Below are 23,770 nucleotides of genomic sequence, written 5' to 3' on the forward strand. Positions count from 1 at the left end.
ATGTCACTTCCACACATCGTGCAGAACTAGTTGAGATCAATATGACTGAAAAAACGTTTATCAAAGGTAAAGACCGCGATTTAGAATCGTCAATCTCTACCATGCAAAACAAGCTTAAAGCCCTAAACATTAATGTTGAAGAGGCGCTTTGGCTTAACCCTGTAGCTAACTGTTATTCGGTTCATATAAAAGATAGCGACTGCGGTGTTATGTTTACTAATGGTAAAGGTGCAACTGATAAAGCATCTATTGCTTCTGCACTTGGTGAATATTTTGAGCGTTTAAGCTGTAACTACTTTTTTGCTGACTTTTACCTAGGTGAAGAATTTGCCAACGGTGAGTTTACTCATTACCCAAACGAAAAATGGTTTAAAGTTGAAGGTGAAGAAGTGCCTGAGGGCATAATGGATGAAAGCCTGTGGGATTACTTTGATCCAGAGCGCGAACTTAATGCATCACACCTTTTTGATTTTAACTCTGGTAATAACGAGCGCGGCATTTGTACATTGCCATACACGCGCCAACGCGATAACCAAGACGTGTACATTCCAGTAAACGTGATTGGTAATATTTTTGTATCTAACGGTATGAGCGCAGGTAACACCAAGTTTGAAGCGCGAGTTCAGGGCTTGTCTGAAGTATTTGAACGCGCAATAAAAAACCGTATTATTGCTGAAGGCATTTGTTTACCAATCGTGCCTGAAGAGGTTGTTAAGCAGTACCCACAAATTCACGAAGCATGTGAAGAACTGCGTAGCCATGGTTTTCATTTACGTATTGCCGATGCATCACTAGGCGGTAAATACCCAGTAATGAGCGTAACGCTGATTAACCCAACAGATGGCTCTGTATTTGCCTCGTTTGGTGCTCACCCTTCATTTGAAGTAGCCCTTGAGCGTACCGTTACAGAACTTTTACAAGGTCGTCGCCTTGATCAGCTTGATGTGTTCCAACCAGCCACGTTTGATAATGACGAAGTGGCAACGCCTGAAAACATTGAACTGCACTTTATTGATTCTAGCGGTTTAATATCGCATGACTTTTTCCGTGCAACGCCTGATTTTGACTTTGTACACTGGGACTTTAGCGGCACAACAGAGCAAGAATATAACTTCTGTACAGATTTAATTCATAGCATGAACCACGACATTTACATTATGGATTACACGCACTTAAACGTGTATGCATGTCGAATTTTAGTACCGGGCATGTCAGACATTTACCCAGTAGATGAGCTGATTTGGCGTAACAACAACGAAGGCGCTAAATTCCGTGAAGCATTCCTATCGCTTGATCAGTACGATGCTGAGCAATGGATGGACATTTACGATAGCTTAGAGGAAGCCGGCCACAGTGATATTATTCGCGCTGCAGAGTTTATTGGCCTTGCAACCGATGCCGATACACCTTGGCATACGCTACGTATTGGTGAGCTTAAAGCGCACCTATGTTTAGCCGCAGGCAGCGAAGAAGCAATTGATTGGGTTGATTGGATACTGCATACAGGCCAAGTAAACGAAGAGGCAATGCGCCATTTCCGCTGCTTAAAAGCCATTCTTGAAATTAAATACGATGACGAGCGTGAATACGCCGACTACCAAGATGCACTGGGTTTAATGTTTGGTAGCGACAACGTAGCGCTTGCAATTGAAATTGCTGAAGGCCGTACATTATTTAATGGTTTAACCTTCCCAGGTTTATCGCTTGAAGGCTTTAAAAAGCACGCAGCACTACTTGATGGCTACCGTAAGTTACATGTAGCTAAGCAAAATCATTGGGCACGTGATGTTAGCGATTCTTGATATTTAGATCGTTAATTATAAAAATAAAATGGCGCTTATGCATAAGCGTCATTTTAATTTGTACAATAAATAGCTATAGTGGAATTGCCTAAATTCAAGCCAATAGTAGCTAATGCCACCAATTAACAATAAAAAAGCAAGTGCGCACAACTATAACCGAACTTTTTGGTTATCGATGACACTACTACTGCTTATTAGTGTTGTACTAGAGCGCATTAATTACACTCGCGTGAAAGACGCTCATCGCCTTCAAATCCTCTCCGATGTAAGCACCTATAGAGCACAACTAGAAGCCATTTTAATTTCTAACATTCAGTTAGTACGCGGCTTAGGCGTGGCTGTTTCTGCAGAGCCTAACTTAAATCAAGAACGCTTTGCACAAATTGCAGCCCCCCTTTTTAATACATCAAAAGAGCTTAGAAATATTGGCGGTGCACCCAATATGATTATTAAAATGACTTACCCGCTTGAAGGAAATGAAGCGGCTCTGGGCCTCAACTTGCTGGCGAATAAAAATCAACGCGCTGACGCTATTAAAGCGCGAGACACCAACACAATTATAATGGCTGGCCCGTTAACGCTAGTGCAAGGAGGTGAGGCACTCATAGCGCGTGTGCCAGTCTATACCCCGCCTGATAAAAATTTTTGGGGATTACTTTCTGTTGTTCTAGATATTAATAAAATTTATAAAAACGCCGGAATTTTAGATCTTAAAGAAAAATATAACGTTGCACTCCAAGGCAGAAATGGGCTGGGCGATAAAGGCGAGTTTTTTTTTGGTGACGCCGCAATATTAAATCAAGATCCCCTCGCATTTTCGTTAAACTTTCAAGGCGGAAGCTGGCAGTTATACGTTGCACCCAAGCAGGGCTGGAGCCCACCCAACTCAGCAGTTTGGCCATTACGTTTAGCAATAATTATTATTTGTGCGTTACTTACATGGGCATTTTTGTTCTTTTTAAAAATGCTTGACCGCCAGCAAAAAAACGAAAGAATGCTAGAAACCATGAGTGATTTGGCGCAAATAGGTGCGTGGTCGTTTAATTTAGAAACGAAACAAGTTTATTGGTCAGATATGACTAAAAAACTGTTTAAATACCCACTCAATACCCAGCCACAATGGCCTGAAGATTTAAGCTATTTTAAAGAGGGCGAAAGCAGAGAAACGATCAAACCTCTACTCGAACGTGCTATTAAATATGGCCATAGTTATGAAGTTGAACTAGAGGTAATAAACGATGAAGGGGAAGCGGTATGGGTACTTGTTAACGCAGAAGCTGAACATAAAAATGGTCGATGTGTGCGTATTTTTGGTTCGCTACAAAATATTGATACCCGTAAAAAAATTGAATTAGAAAACAGCTTTACAGCGCTGCACAATGAAACGTTAGCCTCATTAACAGTTAATAAGCTCATTTTAAACGGTAAACTTAGCCAATCAAAAGACATACTCACTGAGGCTATTTGCCATGCTTTAAAAATTGAGCGTGCCAGCATTCGTTTTTATAACGAAGACCAAACACAGTTAATACCGTTTGCACTTCATAGCGAATTAACACAGGCCGAGAGCGTTGAACTAACTTGGCTTAGAAAACACCTTCCTGACTTTTTTAATATGCTTGATCACCAAGCTGTTTTTAATATTCCCGACGTTATTCATAATTCAGCGCTATCTCCTTTGTCGCCATATTACTTATTGCCATTGGGAATAAAATCGATGCTGTGCGTAACAATCCCTGCCGGCAACGGGGTATTAGGAATAATATGTGCTGAGCAATGCAAAACCACACGCTTGTGGACAAAAAACGAAGAAAGTTTTTTAATCACAGTGGCTACACTTATAGGCAGTTTACATTCAAGCCAGCAACGCATAGAAGCAGAACAAGAATTAGTAGAAGCTAAGGAATTAGCCGAGCAAGCGGTGGCAGCAAAAAGTGAATTTTTAGCAACTATGAGCCACGAAATTCGCACTCCTATGAATGGGGTGCTAGGCATGCTAAATATAATTAAGCAAACAAAGTTAGATCAACAACAAGCACATCATATAGAGCTTGCGCAATCATCTGCCGAATCATTGCTTAATATTATTAATGACATATTAGACTTCTCTAAAATGGAAGCGGGTAAACTTAATATTGATAGTATTCAATTTAATCTCCCAAAATTATTAGGTGAAGTGGTTGAATCATTTGCACTAAAAGTAGAGCAAAACAATACAAAACTAATTTTAGACGCAACCCAAATTACAGTAAGTGAAATAATTAGTGATCCGAATAGGCTTAGGCAAATTCTTAATAACCTGATTGGCAATGCTGTTAAATTTACTAAAAACGGTGACGTTATTATTATAGCCAGAGTGGACGACTCCACCGATGGCTCCTTTTTAGAGTGCTCAGTAATTGACACTGGTATTGGTATTAATAAAAACCAGCAAACATCATTATTTAATTCATTTACACAGGCCGACACTTCAACTACGCGCCAATTTGGCGGTACAGGCCTTGGGCTAACGATAGTAAAACAACTATGTGAATTAATGGACGGAAGCGTCAGTGTCAACAGTGTTGAAGGCGAAGGCAGTACGTTTTCATTTAGTGTAAAAATACAGCCTAGATTAAGTAAAGAGCAAGATTTACCAAGCCATCTAATAAACAACAAACGTATTTTAATTATTGATGAGTGCCACTTAAATACCAGTATAGCCACTAAACAGCTGATGATTTGGGGGGCCCATGTGGAGTTTATTAATGACTATAATGAGGTGCTGATACACTTAGAAGAGACGACTCATTCATACGATGCAATTTTAGTTGATTATCACTTTTTTTCTGTTGCTGCAAAAACGCAAACAACCGCCTTACAAAACTTTATTAAAAAGTTTAAATGTAAATCAGTAATTATGGCGCCAATGAGTTATTCACAAAAAGAATCAACGCTTAAAATGAATGTCGACTGCATGATTTTTAAACCTCTTACGCCATCAGATCTGTTTGATTCACTCACTAATGAAAAATTTTTAGAGCAGCAATTAAATCAGGCGCAACTCATTAATACACTTACAAAAGCACCTATTAAAGATTCATCAGAGCCCGTTTTATTGTTAGTAGAAGACAATAAGATAAATCAAGTTGTGGCCTCTGCATTGTTAAAAGAGGCCGGGGTGATCTTTGATATTGCTGAAAATGGTGAGCAAGCAATTAGCAAACTAAACGCCAAACAAAATAACCCGTATAAACTTATTTTAATGGATTGCCAAATGCCAATAATGGATGGTTATCAAGCCACGCAGGCAATCAGACAAGGCGGAGCAGGTGAAAAATATAATGCTGTATCAATTATTGCTTTAACGGCTAATGCCATGCAAGGCGATAGAGAAAAATGTATTGCTGCGGGCATGGACGATTACTTAACTAAGCCGCTTGATATGGCCGCCTTAAAACCCAAGTTGCAGCACTGGCTTGGCAGTTAAATAAGGCTTACCACTAATTAGCATTAACAATTAATATTTTTAAGGGTACTTATGCAGTTATCACCACAACAACAACGTGTTATTGGTTGTCTCCTAGAAAAACAAAGCACTACACCAGAGCATTATCCTTTGTCACTGAATGGGTTAACCAATGCATGTAATCAAAAATCGAATCGCGATCCTGTTCTTAATTTAACCGAAAGTGATGTGCAAGTTGTGCTAGATGAACTTAGTGACATGCGCCTAGTTACTGTTGATGAAGCACTTTCGGGGCGAGTAAATAAATACGACCACCGCTTTTGTAATACCGAATTTAGTAGCTTACAGTTTTCAGCACAACAACGTGCCATTATTTGCCTATTGCTGTTACGCGGCGCCCAAACACCCGGTGAATTAAGAACACGCAGCGCTCGTCTCGCTGATTTTAATAATGTAGATGAAGTTGAAAATGCGCTAAATAAATTAATTGAAAATGAGCAAGTTGCCAAGTTACCGCGCGAAGCAGGTAAACGTGAAAGCCGATATATTCATTTATTTGGTGAGCAACCAATTACGCCTGATAGCGATACCATTAATTTACCCAGCGAAGCCATTAAAGATAAAGAGCTAAACGATTTATTACGCGAAGTAGAAGAGTTAAAAGCAGAACTTAACCAGATAAAAGCACATTTAGGGCTTTAAATAAGTAAAACTAAATCACATAATAAGTTTATTGCGTATCACATTTAAAATCTTACAAGGAGCCGGCAATGCGCGCCGAAATAATGGCTGAAATGAAAGTTCAGCCAACCATTGATGTAAACGCTGAGATCTCTCGTCGAGTTAACTTTATAAAAGCACGTTTAGTTGCAGCCCACTCACGCTCGCTTGTGCTTGGTATTAGTGGCGGGGTTGATTCTTCAACTTGCGGCCGTTTATGCCAACTAGCTGTTAACGAATTAAATGAAGAACACAGCACCAACAAATATCAATTTATTGCTGTGCGCCTACCTTACGGCGTGCAAGCTGATGAAGACGAAGCACAAATGGCGGTAGATTTTATTCAGCCAAGTAAGCGTATGACCGTTAATATTCAGCCTGCTGCTGATGCTTTACATGAGCAAGTGTTAATCGCAATGACTAGCAGCGGTGACGCATTACCAGAGCAAGCTCAAATAGATTTTATTAAAGGTAACGTTAAAGCACGCCAACGTATGGTTTCTCAATACGAAATTGCTGGTTTTAGCCAAGGCTTGGTTGTAGGTACCGATCATAGCGCAGAAAACATTACAGGCTTTTACACTAAATTTGGCGATGGTGCATGTGATTTAGCGCCTCTTTTTGGTTTATCTAAGCGCCAAGTTCGCGCACTAGCGACTGCCCTAGGTGCGCCAGCAGTGCTTGTTGAAAAAGCCCCTACAGCCGATTTAGAAAGCGACCGACCGGGCCTCACCGACGAAGAAGCGCTCGGTTTAAGTTACAATCAAATTGATGATTTTTTAGAGGGCAAACCTGTCTCTGAAGAGGTGGAGCAAAAGTTAATCGGTATATATCTGCGCACGCAACATAAACGCCAGCCAATACCAACAATTTACGATTAATATAAGTGATATAAAAAGCAATTAACAGCATCTAGTTTAATTGCTTTTTTGATCGCCCTACTCAAATATTACGTACACATTGCACTTAACGTACTAATATTTATTAAAAACTTGCCAAAGAGAACACTGCATTATATGACATCGCCTATTTTAATTACTGGCGCAGGCCAACGAATCGGCCTAGCCCTTGCTCAGCATTACTTAACCCAAGGGCAAAAAGTGATTATTACTTATCGTACTCGCCATGATGCCGTAGAAAAACTAGCGCAGCAGGGAGTGACTTGTATCCATGCCGATTTCAGTACTGATGCGGGAATTAATGAGTTTATTAATACTTTGAAAGCCCATACCCAATCCTTAAAGGCTGTTATACACAATGCATCTAGCTGGGACTGTGAAGCAAATAATCCAGACCACGCTAAGCTTTTTGATAACATGATGCGCATTCATGCCAAAACACCCTACTTAATTAATATGCAGTGCGCTGACTTACTTTTAGCGTACCAGCAAGCTAGCGGTGCTGCGGCTGATATTGTGCACCTTACTGACTATGTGGTTGAAACAGGAAGCCCTAAGCATTTGGCATATGCGGCAAGCAAGGGCGCACTTGATAATCTAACAAAATCGTTTAGTGCTAAATACGCACCAAATATAAAAGTAAATGCGGTTGCGCCTTCGCTTATTATTTTTAACGAGCACGACGACGAACAATACCGCGCTAAAACACTCAAAAAATCATTGATGGGCATCGAACCTGGGTGCCAAGAAATTATAAACAGCATTGATTTACTATTACAAAGTCAGTACATAACAGGGCGCTCTATCCCTGTTGATGGCGGACGTCATTTAAAGTAAAAAACACTGAGACACCTATGCATAACGAATTAAAAGACAGCTACCAAAAAATTATAACCGCCGTAGGCGAAGACGCTGAACGCGAAGGTTTATTAGACACACCAAAACGTGCTGCAAAAGCAATGGAATACCTGACACAAGGGTATCGCCAAACGCTTGATGAAATTACTAATAATGCCGTATTTACCTCTGATGCAGATGACATGGTACTGGTGCAAAATATAGAACTTTACTCTATGTGTGAGCACCACTTGCTACCGTTTATTGGCCGCTGCCATATTGCTTATATTCCAAACGGCAAGGTGCTGGGGTTATCTAAATTTGCGCGTATTGTTGATATGTTTTCGCGTCGTTTTCAAATACAAGAACAGTTAACGCATCAAATTGCCAAAGCCGTTGAAGAAGTGACTGGCGCAAAAGGTGTAGGCGTTATTGTTGAAGCTAAGCACATGTGTATGATGATGCGCGGTGTAGAAAAGCAAAACTCAAGCATGCGTACATCAGTAATGCTGGGTAACTTTAGAAGCGACCCTAAAACACGCAACGAATTTTTGCAGCTTATTAAAGGGTAATCTATGGCCAACGCAATTATTAATGTTACTAACTTACGCTTACGTACATTTATTGGTTTTAATCCTGAAGAACGTGAAAAAAAGCAAGACGTAGTGATCAACCTTGAGATTCACTACCCTGCCGACAACGCATGTAAAACCGATGAAGTAGACCAAGCACTTAACTATAAAGTGATCACCAAAGAGGTGATTAGTTTAGTTGAGCAAGGACACTTTTTATTACTAGAAAAGCTAGTCGCTGAAATTCTTGCTGTTTGTCATTCACACCCGAGTGTAAATTATGCTAAAGCCCGTGTAGATAAACCGCATGCGCTTCGCTTTGCTGACTCTGTATCGTTAACACTTGATTGGACAAAGTAGCGTACGTATAGCTTAAATAAGAGCTTCTACTCCCACGGCAAGGGCAATAACCGCTAAATAGCGTGCGCCTTTGCCAAGTGTTACTAAAAGTAAAAACACGCTAAATCTCACTTTAAAAATACCGCCAATAACTGTTAATGGGTCGCCAACAACAGGCAGCCATGCAAACAATAGGCTGTATACGCCATATTTATTAAACTGATTTTGTGCCTTTTCAAGCCCTTGTTCTGATACCGGAAACCACTTTTTATGTTTAAAACGTAAAACTTGCGTGCCTAACCAATAGTTAACACAGCTTCCCAATACATTACCTAGTGTTGCAACCAACCATAAAAGCCAAAGGTTAACCTGGCTTTGTGTGATCATTCCCACCATGATCACCTCTGAAGAACTCGGCAATAGCGTAGCTGAAATAAATGCGCTTAAAAACAGCGTTAGATAAAGCATAATAACCTTGCGGGAAAAGGTAAAACCCCAGCCTAAGGCTAGGGTCGGTTTATACAAATAATTGAGCGCTTATTTTATCAAATTTAAACTCAGTGGATAATTAAACTCTTTACCTTCATTGGCTTTAATACTCGCTAAAACCACCATAATAAAAGAAAAGATGGCCACAATAGGTAATAAAATTACACCGATCACAACAAACATCAATGCAAAACAAATAATATAGGCAATTGCCATAGTTATCTGAAAATTAAGCGCTTTTTTACCGTGCTCATTGACCATTTGCATTTCATCTTTTTTAATTAACCAAATAATTAATGGTCCTATGATTGAACCAAACGGCACAATAAATCCAGCAAACGCGCTTAAATGGCACAACATTGCCCATGTGCGCTCATCTTTATTTACTACTTTAACCTGTTGATTTTCTTCCATAACACAATCCTTTAATTTTTATAATGCGGTTTAATTATACACAGGTCTATAAGTTTTCTGGCGTATTTATTTACAAAAATCACAACCTACATTCCTGTGATAAAAAAGTGATAAGTTTGTGAGAGTTTCTGGAGACGATTGTTCAATACTTATCTCGAATCATCACTTACAGGAAATAAAAATGAAAGCTTCAACTTTTACACTTGCAACTCTTTTAGCGGTAGCTAGCCAGTCAACCATGGCTGCAGAGTTAGACTTAACAATAACCAACCTAACCCAAGGCATTCACTTCACTCCGCTACTCGTTACAGCACACAACAGTGAAGATAAGCTTTTTGAAGTTGCAACTGAAGCTTCTACCGCATTACAAACAATGGCTGAAGGTGGCAACATTGCTGAGCTAATGGCACAAGCCACTGCAGCAGGTAGCGATATGGCTGCAAACCCAGCAGAAGGTCTATTAGCACCATCGTCATCAACCATGACAACACTAATGACGACAGACGGTAACGATTACTTATCAGTGACCGCTATGTTACTACCTACAAACGATGGCTTTGTTGGCCTTGATAGCTGGAAAATACCAACCGAAGCAGGTACCTACACAGTTTATTTAAATGCATACGATGCGGGCACTGAGCAAAATAATGAGCTCGTGGTTGAAGGTTCTGGAGCACCTGGTACACCAGGTATTCCTGCAGCACCAGGTGGTGATGCGGGTACTGGTGGCGCAGGCTTAACAAGCACCGATAGCAACATTAATGTGCATATTCATCCTGGTACACTAGGTGACGACGACTTAACCGCTGGTAATAGTGATTTAAGCAACACGGTTCACAGATGGTTAAACCCTGTAGCTAAGCTAACCGTTACGGTTAAGTAGGAGCGTAATCATGGTATCTTTAAATACTCTTAAAAAAAGCATCGTGGTTGTTGCACTTGCAGCTTCACTTGCAGCCTGTGGCGACAACGACAGTAACGATCCTGTTCAAGTTGTCACACCGCCGACTCCTGAGCCTGTAAGCTATACATTTGATGTAACCGTCAGTAATTTAACCGCAGGGCAGCCACTATCGCCTATTGCCGTTATTGCACATACAGAAGGCACACTTTGGCAAATAGGTAGTCCTGCATCGGTTGCATTAGAAACAATGGCTGAAGGAGGCGACAACAGCCAACTACTTGCATTAGAAAACGCCATTGCCAACGCATCAAGCGAAGGCCCTGTTGGACCAGGTGTAAATACCACGATTACATTAACGACAGACTCACTTGAAGCACTCAAGCTTTCACTTGCCACTATGATGGTGAATACGAATGATGGATTTACCGGTCTTAGTGCTTTAGACGTATCTTCATTAGCCGTGGGCGACTCTTTAACTCGCACCACAGTTGCTTACGATGCAGGTACTGAAGCAAATACAGAAGCAGCTGGTACGATACCCGGTCCTGCTGATGGCGGAGAAGGTTTTAATGAAGCCCGTGATGATGTTAATTTTGTAGCAAGACACCCAGGTGTCGTTACAAATGAAGATGGCTTATCTAGTTCAGTGCTTAGCCCTGAACATAAGTTTGATAACCCATTAGCAAAAGTGGTTATTACCCGCACTCAGTAATTCGTTTATCAGTATTGACCTTGATATACCAGCTTGTAATGGGGAAGTTGGGGAGCACGGAAGCCCCCTTTTTACGAGGATAAACGATGCGTCATGAAAAATTACTCATAGTTGAAGACGACAGAGAAATTGGTAAATTAATTACCACACAGCTTACATCGCTAAATTTACATGTGGATCATGTTGTCAGTGCTGAACAGGCTTTAAAGAAAATAGCTAAGCATCCGTACGGGCTTATTTTACTGGATATAAACCTGCCGCAAATGGATGGATTAAGTTTATGTCGTAAAATAAAAGAGCACTATCCAACGACCTCCGTTATTTTACTCACCGCACTAAGTAGTGACATGGATAGGGTTATTGGCCTAGAAATGGGCGCAGACGACTATATTTGTAAACCCTTTTTTGCACGTGAACTACAAGCCAGAGTAAAAACCCAACTTCGACACAGAGCACAGTTACTCGCCAGCCAAAATACCGATGAACCCTCTGTTTCAAGTGAACAAACCCTTAAAGTTGGCTCATTAAACATTGAGTTTGACTCTCATCAAGTGTATTTGGCCGAACAGGCAATTAACCTAACTGCCACCGAGTTTGATTTGCTGGTGTATTTTGCACGCCACCCTAACCATGTATTTAGTCGCCAGCAACTACTTGATAAAGTCTGGGGCTACCAACATAGCGGTTACGAACATACTGTTAATTCACATATTAATCGGTTGCGCGCAAAGCTTGAATTGCATCAATCGACACCTATTATAGAAACCGTTTGGGGTGTGGGATACAAACTCAATCCAAGCCAACTTAATTAAGATTTTTATTATGAGACTTTCTTTGTACCAAAAATTAGCAGTGTCGTTAGCCGTCATTTTTTGTTTTATTTGCGCGCTGGTTTATAGCTGGAGTAAACAACTAGAACTCAACTCTAAACATCATGGAGAACAAAATTTACATTTAGCGCTAGCTGAACATTTAGTACAAGATAACCCATTGATAAAAGAAGGCGTATACGATTACGAAGCCCTTGAAAACCTATTTCATACCTTAATGTTACTCGGCCCCGCCTTTGAATTTTACTTTGTAGACGAAAACGGAAAAATATTAACTTACTCCGCAGAACCCGGAAAAGTGAAGCGTACACATATTAATTTAACGCCATTAAAGCACCTTATAGCTAACCCAAGTGCTACACCAGTTTATGGCGACAACCCAAGAAACCCTGCTCAACAAAAAATATTTTCTGTGGCGCCTGTTTTTAATAACAACACATTGCAAGGGTATTTATATGTGATTATTGGTGGTGAGGCATACGACACCTCTCTTAATCATATAAAAAGTAACGACTCGTTATTATTGGCTGCCATATGGTTAGGCTCAGCACTCGTTTTTTTATTTATTGCGATGCTTATTTTACTGCGATTTTTTACAAACCCTATTCAACGCCTTGCAAAAGATGTAAGCAAAATTGAGGCTGCAAACTACAGCCTAAACGACACAAAATTGAGTATTTATTCAACTCAAAAAAGTAATGAAGTCCATAGCTTAAGCCGAACTATTCAAGCAATGCTCACACGTATAAACGAGCAATTTAAAGCACTAGAGCAAGGCGATAAACAACGCAAAGAGCTACTTACTCACTTATCTCATGACTTACGTACACCACTGGCTTCGTTACAAGGTTTTTTAGAGGTGTTAAATCAGTCAGGTGACAAACTAAGTGCGCAAGAGCAGCAAGAGTACTTGCAAGTATCACTGAATAACTGTGGCCAACTTAAGCAACTAATAGAGCAAATTTTTGAACTCGCACACCTAGAAAATGGCGAAATAAGCATCAACAAAGAAACATTTAACCTAGGTGAACTTATTTACGATTGTATTGCTAAGTTTAGTTTAGCCGTAGAGAAAAAAGGCATTAATTTATCGGTTGAACCAGCAATTTGTGACTTTCCTGTCATTGCCGACATAGCCAAACTTGAGCGTGTTTTAAGTAACTTAATCGATAACGCCATTAGGCATACCCCGCGTGATGGCAGTATTGCTGTGCGTGTAAAACGCGGTGATGACAATCAATTATTTGTGCAGGTTTCTGATACCGGCGTGGGTATTAAACACGAAGAGTTAAATGCCATTTTTGATCCTCATTACCAAGCTAGTAATTCTAACAAAGCCGGCCGACAACAAGGTGGTTTGGGCCTTGCTATTTGCCGCGGGCTATTAAAGCTCATGGACAGTGAAATAAATGTACAAAGTGAACTAGGCAAAGGCACAATGTTTAGCTTTAATTTGCCACAAAAAAAGGCGTAACTTAACGTTACGCCTTAGCTCATTACTTAGTTGAATTGTGGGACCGCTGACCTTTGCAAATTAAATCAACAGCCCCTAGGGTTTGTTATTTTTTTATACCTGCTAAATCAAGCATAAATGCATAATTTAACGCGGCATCTTCGAGGCGCTTAAATCGCCCAGATGCCCCGCCATGTCCGGCTTCCATATCTATTTTAAATAATAGTTTATTATCATCTGTTTTGTAGTCACGCAGCTTAGCAACCCATTTTGCAGGCTCAAAATATTGAACCTGTGAATCGTGTAAGCCTGTAGTAACTAACATATTAGGGTAGTCTTGCTTACTGACTTGATCGTACGGTGAATACGACAACATATAATCGTAATATTCTTTCTCGTTAGGGTTACCCCACTCGCCATACTCGTTAGTTGTAAGCGGAATCGTTTCATCTAGCATAGTAGTAACCACATCAACAAACGCAACCTGTGCAACCATGCCTTTATAAAGCTCAGGGGCTTGGTTTGCCACTGCACCCATTAATAGCCCACCCGCACTGCCGCCTTGTGCAAATATGCTGTCTTTTGCACCATACTTTTGCTCAACTAATGACTTAGTTACATCTACAAAGTCGTTAAACGTGTTCTTTTTGGTAAGTAGCTTACCCGCTTCGTACCACGGGCGACCTAACATTTGCGAACCACGTACATGGGCAATTGCAAATACAAAACCGCGGTCAAGCAACGTTAATCGTGCAGACGAAAAGCTCGGATCCATTGTTGCACCATACGAACCATAACCGTATTGCAATAATGGGTTAGTGCCATCTTTTTTAAATAACTCTTTTCGATACACCAAACTCACCGGTACTTCTACGCCATCGCGTGCTGTTACAAAAATACGTTCTGAGGCATAGTTGTCTGCGTTAAAGTCACCTAATACTGTTTGTTGTTTTAATAATGTTTTTTCGCCAGTGGCCAAATTAACATCATAAGATGAACCCGGCGTCGTCATACTGGTGTAGTAAACACGCAGCGTATCGCTGTCTAATTCGTTATTACCGTACGCATTAATTGTATATGCACTGTCGTTAAAGCTTAGTGGTAACTCTTTGCCCGATGTTAAATTACGCGCAATCAGTGTTGATTGGCCCATTTCGCGTTGTTGGTATACTAAGTAGTCATCAAACAACTCAACACCTTCGAGTTTAATACCCTCGCGCGCAGGGATCACGCTTTGCCAATTTGCTTTATCACCGGCTTTATCAATATCTACTTTCATAAGCTGAAAGTTAACGGCATTTAAATTAGTAACAATGTAATAAGTATTGCCTAGTTTGGAAATGCTGTATTCAAGGTTGGCTTCACGTTCAATTAAGCGCTTAGGCTTAGCGTTTACATCATTTGCATTAAGTACTGACAAACCCGATGCATCAGTACTGCTATGCCAAATATAAATTTCTGAGCCGTCTTTGCTCTTGCTCATACCTGTGTAATAGCTTGTGTCTGTTTCTTCGTAAACAAGCTCGTCATCGCTTTGTGGTGTACCAAGCGTATGACGATAAACCTGATACCCGAGTAAGGTTTGCGCGTCTTTTTTGATGTAATAGACTGTTTTATTGTCGTTCGCCCACACAACATAACCACTGGTGCCTTCAAGCGTGTCGTCTAATAATTTACCAGTGCTTAAATCCTTAATTTTTATGTTGTAAACACGGCGACTCACCGTATCTTCACCATACGCCATTAAGTTGTCATTTGGGCTGACATTTAGGCCACTAACCGCAAAATAGTCATGACCTTTAGCCAATTCATTTACGTCTAAAATAACTTCCTGATCGGTGCCTGTAAAATCACTACTGCGCAAGTAAGTAGTGTACTCATTATCGCCGCGAGTTTGCGACGAGTAATAGTACTGGCCGTCTTTTACCGGAACAGAGTCATCATCTTTTTGGATTCGCCCTTTAAGCTCTTCAAATAAACTACTTTGTAATTTTTTAGTATGCGCAAGCATAGCGTCAGAATACGCATTTTCGGCTTCTAAGTAGTTAATAATCTCAGGTGCTTTTCGCTCGTCATCTCTGAGCCAGTAGTAATTATCGATACGTGTATCGCCATGAATGGTCATTTCATGGGGTACTTTTTTAGCAATTGGTGCAACCGCTGTTACAGCTTGAGCTGACTCAACTTGAACCGTATTTTTTTGAGTTTCTTCGGGGGCTTTATTACACCCGCTTAAAATAGCAAGCGAGAGTGCAGCAAGTGCAAATGGAGTACGTGTCATGGGCAAAGTCCTTATTATTTTTGTTACCTAAATATACCTAAAATTAATACCTTTTGTGATTTAGTTTGTGAAGCTATGTAAAAAGGGAGCCGAAGCTCCCTTTAATTTAGTACTTAATCATTTTTAAGCTTACTTTTGCTTACGACGACGCATGAATGCGAACGGTGCTACTAGAAGCGTTAACCAAGCTAATGAACCTGACGAACTTTTCTTCTCTGGCTCTGGAATAACAACTGCCGGAGGTACTACTGCAGTTACATTAACAGTTACAGTTACAGGCTCAGAAACATTGCCTCGAATATCAATCGCAACAACTTCCATTTCAGCAGTAGTATCTCCTGCTAGCATGTTGGTGTCAGCAACCACAATTTGACCTTGCTCATCAACACCTAACCCAATATTTGTGTTTGATTGAACGTAGTACTCAGAAACCGCTAAGTCAAAATCGGCTTCTTCAATTGTAAGCGCGCCAACTACTGTACCATCGGCTGCATCTTCAGAAACTGAGAATTCACCACCCACTAAGATAGGCGCCTCAATAGCTGGTAATGTAAGCTCTTCACTTGTCATTGCTTTAATGATGTTAGTGCCAGCACCTTGAGATAAAACAAATGGACCGCTTGCAGATACCATTGCTTTTTCGCCAGGTAGAAGTGATGCAACAGCTTCGCCAGTTTCAAGCGAAGTCATTTGAACTTCAGGCTGAACACCAAATACCACTGAGCCAGTTACACTGTCTGTCTCAGAGAAAACACCTGACTGGTAGCTTGGGTAGCCCACAGATACTCTAAAGTTCATTGGCTGACCAAGTAACGACCCATCAATATTCATTAGCTCAGAACAACCAGTAAATGTGATTGTATCCTCACCTGCTGAATGAAGAAGTGGTGTACCCCATGCCCAACCATCATTACCAGCACCGTCAGTAGTACCAATTAATGTACGGCTACGGCCTGGTGAAGCCGTTGTACGGCCACGGTCATTTAAGTTTTGTAAGAACTGATCAGCAACACCATCATTATCTGTATCAATTTCAACTCTGTAACCAGCTTGGAAAGTGTGCGTTAGCGGGTCACGTAATTGAATTGATGAAGTGATGTAAATACCTGAATCACAGAAGTCTGCACCAAATGCAGAGAATGTGCTCGACAGAATATTATACTCAGCCTCTTCCATTGTTTTCTCTGTGCCTACTGCAATGATGCTTTCAGCTTGAGGAATGATTTCAGTCTGACCCGTATTTTCAAGTACTAGTGCAACTTTATTGTCAATTAGCTCGGCAGTATAACTTAGCTCTGTCGCTGCTTTCGGCATTGCATGATACACAACGTGTAGATCGTGAGTTGTATCTGTTGACGCATCATCAAATACTAACGCACCATCAAACTCAATCGATGTTAGTGCAGCACTGCGAGCAGCAATGTCATCAGCACTAAATGGATTCTCTAATTCCCATGCAGGTAGTTTACTTGGGTCAACCATCATTGTGATATCAAAGTTTACAGCTTGCCCAGCTGGAATTGTTACTGATTCTGGGAAATCCCAGCTAACAGCTTCAGTTTTTTCGTCGCTTTCGTAACGTGCTTCAGTGCGAAGGTTATATGTTTTCGCTTCAGCAGAGAAGTTTTTAACAGTGACCGTTTTAGTGATAGAACCGGCTTCTGCAAGGCTCACTAAACCATAAGAAAGGGCAGCTTGTTTTGTATCAAACTCAGCATTATGTACCCATGCTGCAACAGGTAAATTCACAGCTTTAGTCACATCAACTAAACCAGCACCAATCATACTAATAGGTGCCAGCTCTGAATCAGGATTGATAGCCAATGGCTCGTTAGTAACTTCAAGGTTTGCCGCGTTCATAATAGTGGCTTTAATTTCAAACGCATTACGGTTTGGGTGAGCCTCACGGATCATAGCAACCGCACCGGCTGTAATTGGACCTGAGAACGAGGTACCCGATACAGGGTTAGTACCTGTTTGAGTTCCTGTTGCTGCTACGACAATGCTCGTACCTGGCGCTGTAATTTCTGGTTTAAGTAAACCATCCATAGAAGGGCCACGTGAAGAGAATGTTGCCACAGCACCCGCAGTCGTTTTAATCTCAACACTAATATCAAATGTTGCAGGGCCGCCAGCTTCTAGCTGTGCTTTCAGTGCAGCACCCGCTTCAAAATTAATCCCGACGTTTTTAATAGTTACGTCAGCATCAAAACCACCCATTGGGGCTGGTGTGCCATCGTCAATGTTATTTGCAATAAATACAAACTCTGCACCTTTAGCTTGTGCGTTTAGTACTTTTTGTGTAAATGCACAGGCACCACGATCTATTAGTACCGCTTTACCTGTAAAGTCAACATCGTCTGCAAAAGCGTCACAGCCGTTTTGATTTGCTGTAGGGTATACTAAATCAATATCAGCACCTGATAGGGTAAAGCCATCTTGTGGGCCAAAACCTGACGCTTGAATATCGCCTTCAACGCCTGCAACTGTTCCACTTGCAATACCAACTTCTGTTGTTGGATGTGTCATTGCACCAACAGATAAGGCATTAGGAGTTGTACTTGGGCCACCAACACGGAATGGGTTATCACCATCGTTACCGGCAGAAATTACCATGTTAACACCTAATTCAACAGCACGTTGAACTAGGTATTGTGTACCACCACCAGTGTAAGTATCACCAAATTCACCACCAAGAGACATGTTCATCACGTCAACACGATCTGAAATATCGCCATCACCGTTAGGATCCATTGCAGCCTCTAATGCAGCTGCTTGTGCTGCACTTGGACAACCACCGCCACATACAGAATATGCGTATAGCTCAACCTCTGGTGCAATACCGTTTACAGAGTTTGCAGATGATGTACCATGATTTGTTGGATCACCTGTTGACGGTGAATTTGCAGCATCATTTTCAATTGGATCTGCATCATCACGAATAAAGTCATAGCCACCTTGTACAATGCCTTGCGGCCATGTAACTGTTGTAGGGTCTTCTTGTGCCGCTAGGTATGCTTCAACAGTACCCGCACCGCCAAATGCTACGTGAGTATAATCAATACCTGTATCTAGTACTGCAACGCGCTGACCTTTACCACTTACAATACCATCAGTAATTAATGGTTTAGCGTTAATATAATCAGAGCTTGCTGCAACGTGAAGTTCACGGTCAAACATTGGTAATACTTTTGCAACGCGATCATCTTTTGCAATCTGCTTTAAAGCTTCAGGTGTTGCTTGAACGATTAACGTTGGAGCAAGAATCTTTGTTTTGCCAATTACTTTTGCATCAAAATCTAAGTTACTCAACTCTGCAGTCATTATGTCTTGAAGCTGCTCAACCTGAGCTGTTATTTCACGGCTACTTGAAGCCTGATAAGTTCCAGCTGATACTGCATCCACAGATGTTGTTGCTTTAAGAACGATCATATGAGCTGAAGGCTCTTTTTTGTCTGCTGCAACTTCAACTACTTGTTCTACTTGTTTGTAGTTAATATTTGCTTTTGGTAATTCAGCGGCACTTGCAAGTGTTGCCACAAATGCGCTAGAAACAGCCGTCGCTATCGCTGTCTTTTTTATTATATTGTTACTCATGAGTTCCCCTAGGATATTTTATGTATTATTGTAGTCACATTAATAAAGCAAATTACAATGTATGGACGAATATAAAACGTTCATCCCCCACCAAGCAACACTTTGGTTACAAATAAGCATTAAGCACATAAAAAAAACAATCAAACAAGCACCAAGCAACTGATATAAATAAATAAAACCACATTTCACTTTTGTGAATATTTGTAAACAAAAACTGCATAATAACTAGGTACTTTATGAATAATGATGTGATCAACATTTTAACTATGGCTAAAGTAATACAAACAGCTGTTGCACCAGTGTTTTTAATAACCGGTATTGCAGCTACACTTGGCGTTTTATCAAACCGCTTGGCTCGTATTACAGACCGTGCGAGGCAATTGGAGCGCAAACTAAAAGTAAGCACCGATGAAGATTTTAATAAATCACTCGCAACAGAACTTCGCGCTCTATTAAAACGCTCCCGTTGTATACATATAGCCTTTAGTTTAAGTGTTTTGAGCGCTTTGCTTGTATGCGCAGTGGTTATGCTATTATTTTTATCTCACATTCAATCAATAAACTTAGGCGTTACTATCGCCAGCTGTTTTGTGGCCGCTATGGCGTTGTTAATATGTGCGTTTATGTCGTTATTAGGTGAAGTTTTCTTAGCAACTCGCAGTATGCGACGAGGGATGATATTTGCTGATATTGATATGAACGATTAACTTTTAGTTAATTTTTCTGTATTAGCTTGAATAAAACCAATAGCTAAGATACAAAGCAATAGTCAAAAAATAGTTAACAGGGGCAATAATATGAAATTTAAAAAGATTCTAGCGGGTGCATTACTAACAACATGCGCGCTGAGTGTATCTGCAAACTCTGCGTTTAAAGAGCCAAGCGACGCTATTGAATACCGTCAAAGTGCATTCTCTATGCTATCAGTTCAAATTGGCGATATGGGCGCAATGCTTAAGGGCAAGGTTCCATTTGATGCAGAACAATTCAAAATGCGTGCAAATAACGCAGCAGCGCTTTCAAAAATGCCTTGGGAAGCGTTTTACGCAGGAACAGACAAAGGCGATACATCGGCACTGGCTACTGTTTGGTCTGAAAATACGGTATTTGTTGAAAAAGCCAATGCGTTTGCTGCAAACGCAGACAAACTTGCTCTAGCTGCCCAATCTGGCGACAAAGCGGTTATTGGTAAAGCCTTTGGTGCTTGGGCGAAAGGTTGTAAAGATTGCCACAAGCAATTTAAAGACTAATTAAAAACATAATAAAAATAAAAAAGGACTGAGTGTTAACACTCAGTCCTTTTTTATTGTTTAGCAAAAATTAGCTATCAACAGACACTTCTACACTTCTTCGTTTAAAAATACGTCGGTAAGTGTTTTTAAATAATGCCCCAATATCACCTAATATAATGTACAAACAAGGTACAAGAATAAGCGTAATTAAGGTTGCAAACATAACTGCAAATCCCAGCGCAACTGCCATAGGTATTACAAACTTAGCCTGTAGGCTGGTTTCAAACATAATAGGCAACACACCAGCAAACGTAGTGATTGAGGTGAGTAATATTGCTCTAAAACGCGCACAGCCGGCTTCAATTACGGCATTTTTAACACTAACGCCTTGCTTACGTACCTGGTTTACATAGTCGGTCATAACCAAGGAGTCATTAATTACAACGCCCGCTGCAGCAATAAGACCAAAGCCAGACATTAAGCTCATATCCAAATCAAACCAGTAGTGCCCCCAAATAGCCCCCGTTAAGCTAAACGGAATAACCGACATTACAATAAGCGGTTGTGAATAGCTTTTTAGTGGTACAGCAAGCAGTATGTAAACTAGTATCATGCCTCCAATAAAAAACAACTTTTGCTCATTGGCTTGCGCCTGTTGCTCCTCAATAGCACCACCAAGTTCTGATTTAACGCTTGGGTATTCTTCTTTAAGCTGTGGTAGTAGGTTTTCTTTTACCTGTTTAACCACTTCGCCCGGCTCAATTTGCTCTTCATCAATACTGCCGTACACATAAACAGTTCGATAGCCACCTTCACGGCGAATGTAGCTAATACCGGGAGTTTCGGTTAGCTCAACCACATCACCCAATAACACTTCGCGCCCTGTTGGTGTAGTCACCACTGTATGTTTAAGTGATGAAAATGCTTCGCGTGTAAGTTTAGGGTAACGAACCATTACACGGACTTCTTCACCATTTCTAATTACGCGTTGTGCTTCGCCACCATAAAAACTGGCACCTACTTGATTAGCAATACTGGCAAGATCTAACCCCAAATCAAAGGCAACGGGTTTTAAACTCATTTGCACTTCTTTACTGGCAGGATCTATGGTTGAACTTATATCAAACAAGCCTTCTTGCTGCTGAAGTAATTGAATAAAACGACGCCCAGCTTCGTTTAATGTATCGATATCAGACCCAAATAGAAGGTAACCAAACTCGCCACCACCGTTGCCGCCACCGCCGCCTACGTCGTCTTGAATAGTTAACGATTTAACACCTGCAATATTAGGCATGGCTTCACGCCAACGGCGCGATAATTCAAACGCATCGTAAGGACGTAAGTCTTCATCAACTAATGGGGCTAATAATTGCGCCTCTGTGCGGCCTTGGTTAAACACGAGTAAATCGCGGATAATTTTTTGACCTGTTTGACGCTCTGTTTCTTTATCTACCTCAAGCACCATAGCTTCTATTTCACGAATAGCATTAATAGTTTGAATGTCGGATACGTTGTCATTCATTTCAATATTAATTTGTGGGAAATCATGCGGTACTTTAGGTGAAGGAATAGTGCGCACCTGATTTGAAGCAATTAATGCAAAAGTCACGACTAATAAAGCAATAAAACTAAATAAAACAGTCCAACGCCATTCAACACACTTAGAAACAAAACGTTTATATGGGCCGTTTACAAAACCAAAAAAGCGGGTATTAAATCTATCTCGCCAGCCACCTTTTTTAATAGGAGTAAAATGTGTATGTGCAATATGCGCAGGTAATATGAGCTTCGATTCAATTAAGCTAAATACCAAACACAACATAACAACAACAGCAATACCGTAAAAAAAGGCACTTTCAGGGCCGCTCGAAAGCGTAAACGGCGCAAATACAGCAATGGTAGTAAGTACACCAAATGTCGCTGGGGTCGCTACACGCTTTGCACCTCGTACTACGTTATCAACACCGCCGCCACTTTTTTCAACTTCACTGTATGCGGCTTCGCCTATGACAATGGCGTCATCCACCACAATCCCTAGCACCATGATAAACGCAAATAACGAAACGATATTTATGCTAATACCAAATAGTGGCATCACCATCATCGCGCCTAAAAAGCATACCGGTAAACCTATCATTACCCACAATGCCAACTTAAAGCGTAAGAATAACGACAACATAATTGCGACTAAAATCGCACCTTGAAGAAGGTTTAATTTCATCATATCTAAGCGAGCATTTAGGTAGTACGTCATATCCATTAAAGGCTCTATACGCACACCCGGTGGGAGCTCTTTATTCTTTTTATCAATATACGCTTTAACCGATTCAGCTACCGGAATAATATTTTGTGATTGCGTTGCTTTTACTGATAAATAAACGGCATTTTCACCATTAAACTTAAAATAACGTTCACCTTCAGTAAATTGATCTTTAATTGTGGCAATATCTTGCAGTAAAACTTTGGCACCATACTCGCCAATTTTTACCGGAATTTGTCTAAATTCTTCGCCTGAATAAAATTGGTTTTCAACACGAACTGATATAACGCCCGCATCAGTTTTTAACTGACCTGCCGAAAAGTTAGCTGAGTAACGACGCACGGCATTCATAACATCTGAAATTGTTAAGTTGTACTGGCGTAATGTATCTGGGTCGATTTCAATCGCTATTTCATCAAGCGGTACATCATTGACCACAAGCGATACATTAGATAATTGCAGCAATTCATCTTCAATATTGTTTGCTATCGGCTTAAGCTCAAATAAAGGCAAGTCAGCAACCAGTGTCATGCCTATTACATCTTGTCTAAATTCAATCTGGCTTATGGTGACCGGTTCCATGCCTGCTGGAAAAGTAGCAATACCGTCAACACGCAATTTTACTTTATCAAGCACATCGGTGAGTTCTGCGTCTGTATGAATTTCAAGACTTGCAGAGCCGCCGTTTCTAAATGCGCGATACACACCTTTTTTTATTTCGGTAATATCTTTAAGTGATTCTTCAATTTTTATAAGAATACTTTCTTCAATTTCCTGAGGAGAGGCGCCTGGGTAATTAGCGTTTACGTTAATATAGTTAATTTCTATATTAGGAAACATTTGTCGCTGAATCGTGTTGTAGCTTAAAAAACCCATAACGATAATAAACAACATCATTAAGTTTGCAGCAACCGAGTTATTGGCAAAATAAGCTATTAACCCTGTTTGTTTTGTTTGTGTTGATTCACTCATTGTTATTAC

The 23,770-nt window shown here is 40.6% G+C and carries 18 protein-coding genes; 13 read left to right on the forward strand and 5 right to left on the reverse strand.

Annotation, left to right across the window (positions count from 1 at the left end):
• Positions 1-41 precede the first annotated feature (41 nt).
• The 7 genes from ycaO (at position 42) to folX (ending at position 8,638) form a co-directional block, all read left to right on the forward strand.
• On the forward strand, positions 42-1,802 hold the full coding sequence (ycaO, locus tag ATS72_RS11005; RefSeq protein WP_058430070.1) for a 30S ribosomal protein S12 methylthiotransferase accessory factor YcaO: 1,761 nt from the start codon (positions 42-44) through the stop codon (positions 1,800-1,802).
• A 112-nt stretch (positions 1,803-1,914) separates the two neighbouring features.
• Entirely contained in the window at positions 1,915-5,271 is a 3,357-nt protein-coding gene (locus ATS72_RS11010; protein ID WP_058430069.1) for an ATP-binding protein, read from the forward strand.
• Positions 5,272-5,322: 51 nt separating this feature from the next.
• Positions 5,323-5,952, forward strand: a complete 630-nt coding sequence (locus tag ATS72_RS11015; RefSeq protein ID WP_058430068.1) for a YceH family protein — start codon at positions 5,323-5,325, stop codon at positions 5,950-5,952.
• Between the two features lie 68 nt (positions 5,953-6,020).
• Complete coding sequence (gene nadE, locus ATS72_RS11020; protein ID WP_006792487.1) at positions 6,021-6,851, forward strand: ammonia-dependent NAD(+) synthetase; 831 nt, start codon at positions 6,021-6,023, stop codon at positions 6,849-6,851.
• Positions 6,852-6,986: 135 nt separating this feature from the next.
• The gene (gene folM, locus ATS72_RS11025; protein ID WP_058430067.1) at positions 6,987-7,706 is read left to right on the forward strand and encodes a dihydromonapterin reductase; all 720 of its coding nucleotides are present in this window, start codon (positions 6,987-6,989) and stop codon (positions 7,704-7,706) included.
• A 17-nt stretch (positions 7,707-7,723) separates the two neighbouring features.
• A complete protein-coding gene (folE, locus tag ATS72_RS11030) occupies positions 7,724-8,278 on the forward strand; it encodes a GTP cyclohydrolase I FolE (protein ID WP_006792489.1) in 555 nt (184 codons plus the stop codon).
• A 3-nt stretch (positions 8,279-8,281) separates the two neighbouring features.
• On the forward strand, positions 8,282-8,638 hold the full coding sequence (folX, locus tag ATS72_RS11035) for a dihydroneopterin triphosphate 2'-epimerase (protein ID WP_008129424.1): 357 nt from the start codon (positions 8,282-8,284) through the stop codon (positions 8,636-8,638).
• Between the two features lie 12 nt (positions 8,639-8,650).
• Here folX and ATS72_RS11040 read toward each other — a convergent pair whose 3' ends face one another.
• Both ATS72_RS11040 and ATS72_RS11045 read right to left on the reverse strand, forming a co-directional pair.
• On the reverse strand, positions 8,651-9,085 hold the full coding sequence (locus ATS72_RS11040; protein ID WP_006792491.1) for a YqaA family protein: 435 nt from the start codon (positions 9,083-9,085) through the stop codon (positions 8,651-8,653).
• 69 nt (positions 9,086-9,154) lie between these two features.
• Positions 9,155-9,520 (reverse strand): DUF4870 domain-containing protein, encoded by a 366-nt coding sequence (locus ATS72_RS11045; RefSeq protein WP_039038192.1) that lies wholly within the window; start codon positions 9,518-9,520, stop codon positions 9,155-9,157.
• A 181-nt stretch (positions 9,521-9,701) separates the two neighbouring features.
• Here ATS72_RS11045 and ATS72_RS11050 point away from each other — a divergent pair, with 181 nt between their 5' ends.
• From ATS72_RS11050 to ATS72_RS11065, 4 genes are all read left to right on the forward strand, one after another.
• Entirely contained in the window at positions 9,702-10,403 is a 702-nt protein-coding gene (locus ATS72_RS11050; RefSeq protein WP_006792493.1) for a spondin domain-containing protein, read from the forward strand.
• Between the two features lie 10 nt (positions 10,404-10,413).
• The gene (locus ATS72_RS11055) at positions 10,414-11,136 is read left to right on the forward strand and encodes a spondin domain-containing protein (RefSeq protein WP_058430066.1); all 723 of its coding nucleotides are present in this window, start codon (positions 10,414-10,416) and stop codon (positions 11,134-11,136) included.
• 86 nt (positions 11,137-11,222) lie between these two features.
• Positions 11,223-11,948 carry a response regulator transcription factor gene (locus tag ATS72_RS11060; protein ID WP_058430065.1) on the forward strand — a complete coding sequence of 242 codons (726 nt, stop codon included), beginning with the start codon at positions 11,223-11,225 and terminating at the stop codon, positions 11,946-11,948.
• A 10-nt stretch (positions 11,949-11,958) separates the two neighbouring features.
• Complete coding sequence (locus tag ATS72_RS11065) at positions 11,959-13,440, forward strand: sensor histidine kinase (protein WP_058430064.1); 1,482 nt, start codon at positions 11,959-11,961, stop codon at positions 13,438-13,440.
• Positions 13,441-13,525: 85 nt separating this feature from the next.
• Here the strand turns inward: ATS72_RS11065 and ATS72_RS11070 are convergent, their stop codons facing one another.
• Entirely contained in the window at positions 13,526-15,700 is a 2,175-nt protein-coding gene (locus tag ATS72_RS11070; RefSeq protein WP_058430063.1) for a S9 family peptidase, read from the reverse strand.
• 129 nt (positions 15,701-15,829) lie between these two features.
• Positions 15,830-19,297 carry a S8 family serine peptidase gene (locus ATS72_RS11075; protein WP_058430062.1) on the reverse strand — a complete coding sequence of 1,156 codons (3,468 nt, stop codon included), beginning with the start codon at positions 19,295-19,297 and terminating at the stop codon, positions 15,830-15,832.
• 236 nt (positions 19,298-19,533) lie between these two features.
• Here ATS72_RS11075 and ATS72_RS11080 point away from each other — a divergent pair, with 236 nt between their 5' ends.
• A complete protein-coding gene (locus tag ATS72_RS11080) occupies positions 19,534-20,004 on the forward strand; it encodes a DUF2721 domain-containing protein (protein WP_006792500.1) in 471 nt (156 codons plus the stop codon).
• A gap of 90 nt (positions 20,005-20,094) precedes the next feature.
• Positions 20,095-20,547, forward strand: a complete 453-nt coding sequence (locus ATS72_RS11085; RefSeq protein WP_058430061.1) for a c-type cytochrome — start codon at positions 20,095-20,097, stop codon at positions 20,545-20,547.
• Between the two features lie 70 nt (positions 20,548-20,617).
• On the opposite strand, the gene ATS72_RS11090 is transcribed toward ATS72_RS11085, so the two are convergent.
• A complete protein-coding gene (locus ATS72_RS11090) occupies positions 20,618-23,761 on the reverse strand; it encodes an efflux RND transporter permease subunit (protein ID WP_058430060.1) in 3,144 nt (1,047 codons plus the stop codon).
• Positions 23,762-23,770 lie beyond the last annotated feature (9 nt).

Source organism: Pseudoalteromonas sp. 13-15 (assembly GCF_001468205.2).
Classification (GTDB): domain Bacteria; phylum Pseudomonadota; class Gammaproteobacteria; order Enterobacterales; family Alteromonadaceae; genus Pseudoalteromonas; species Pseudoalteromonas marina.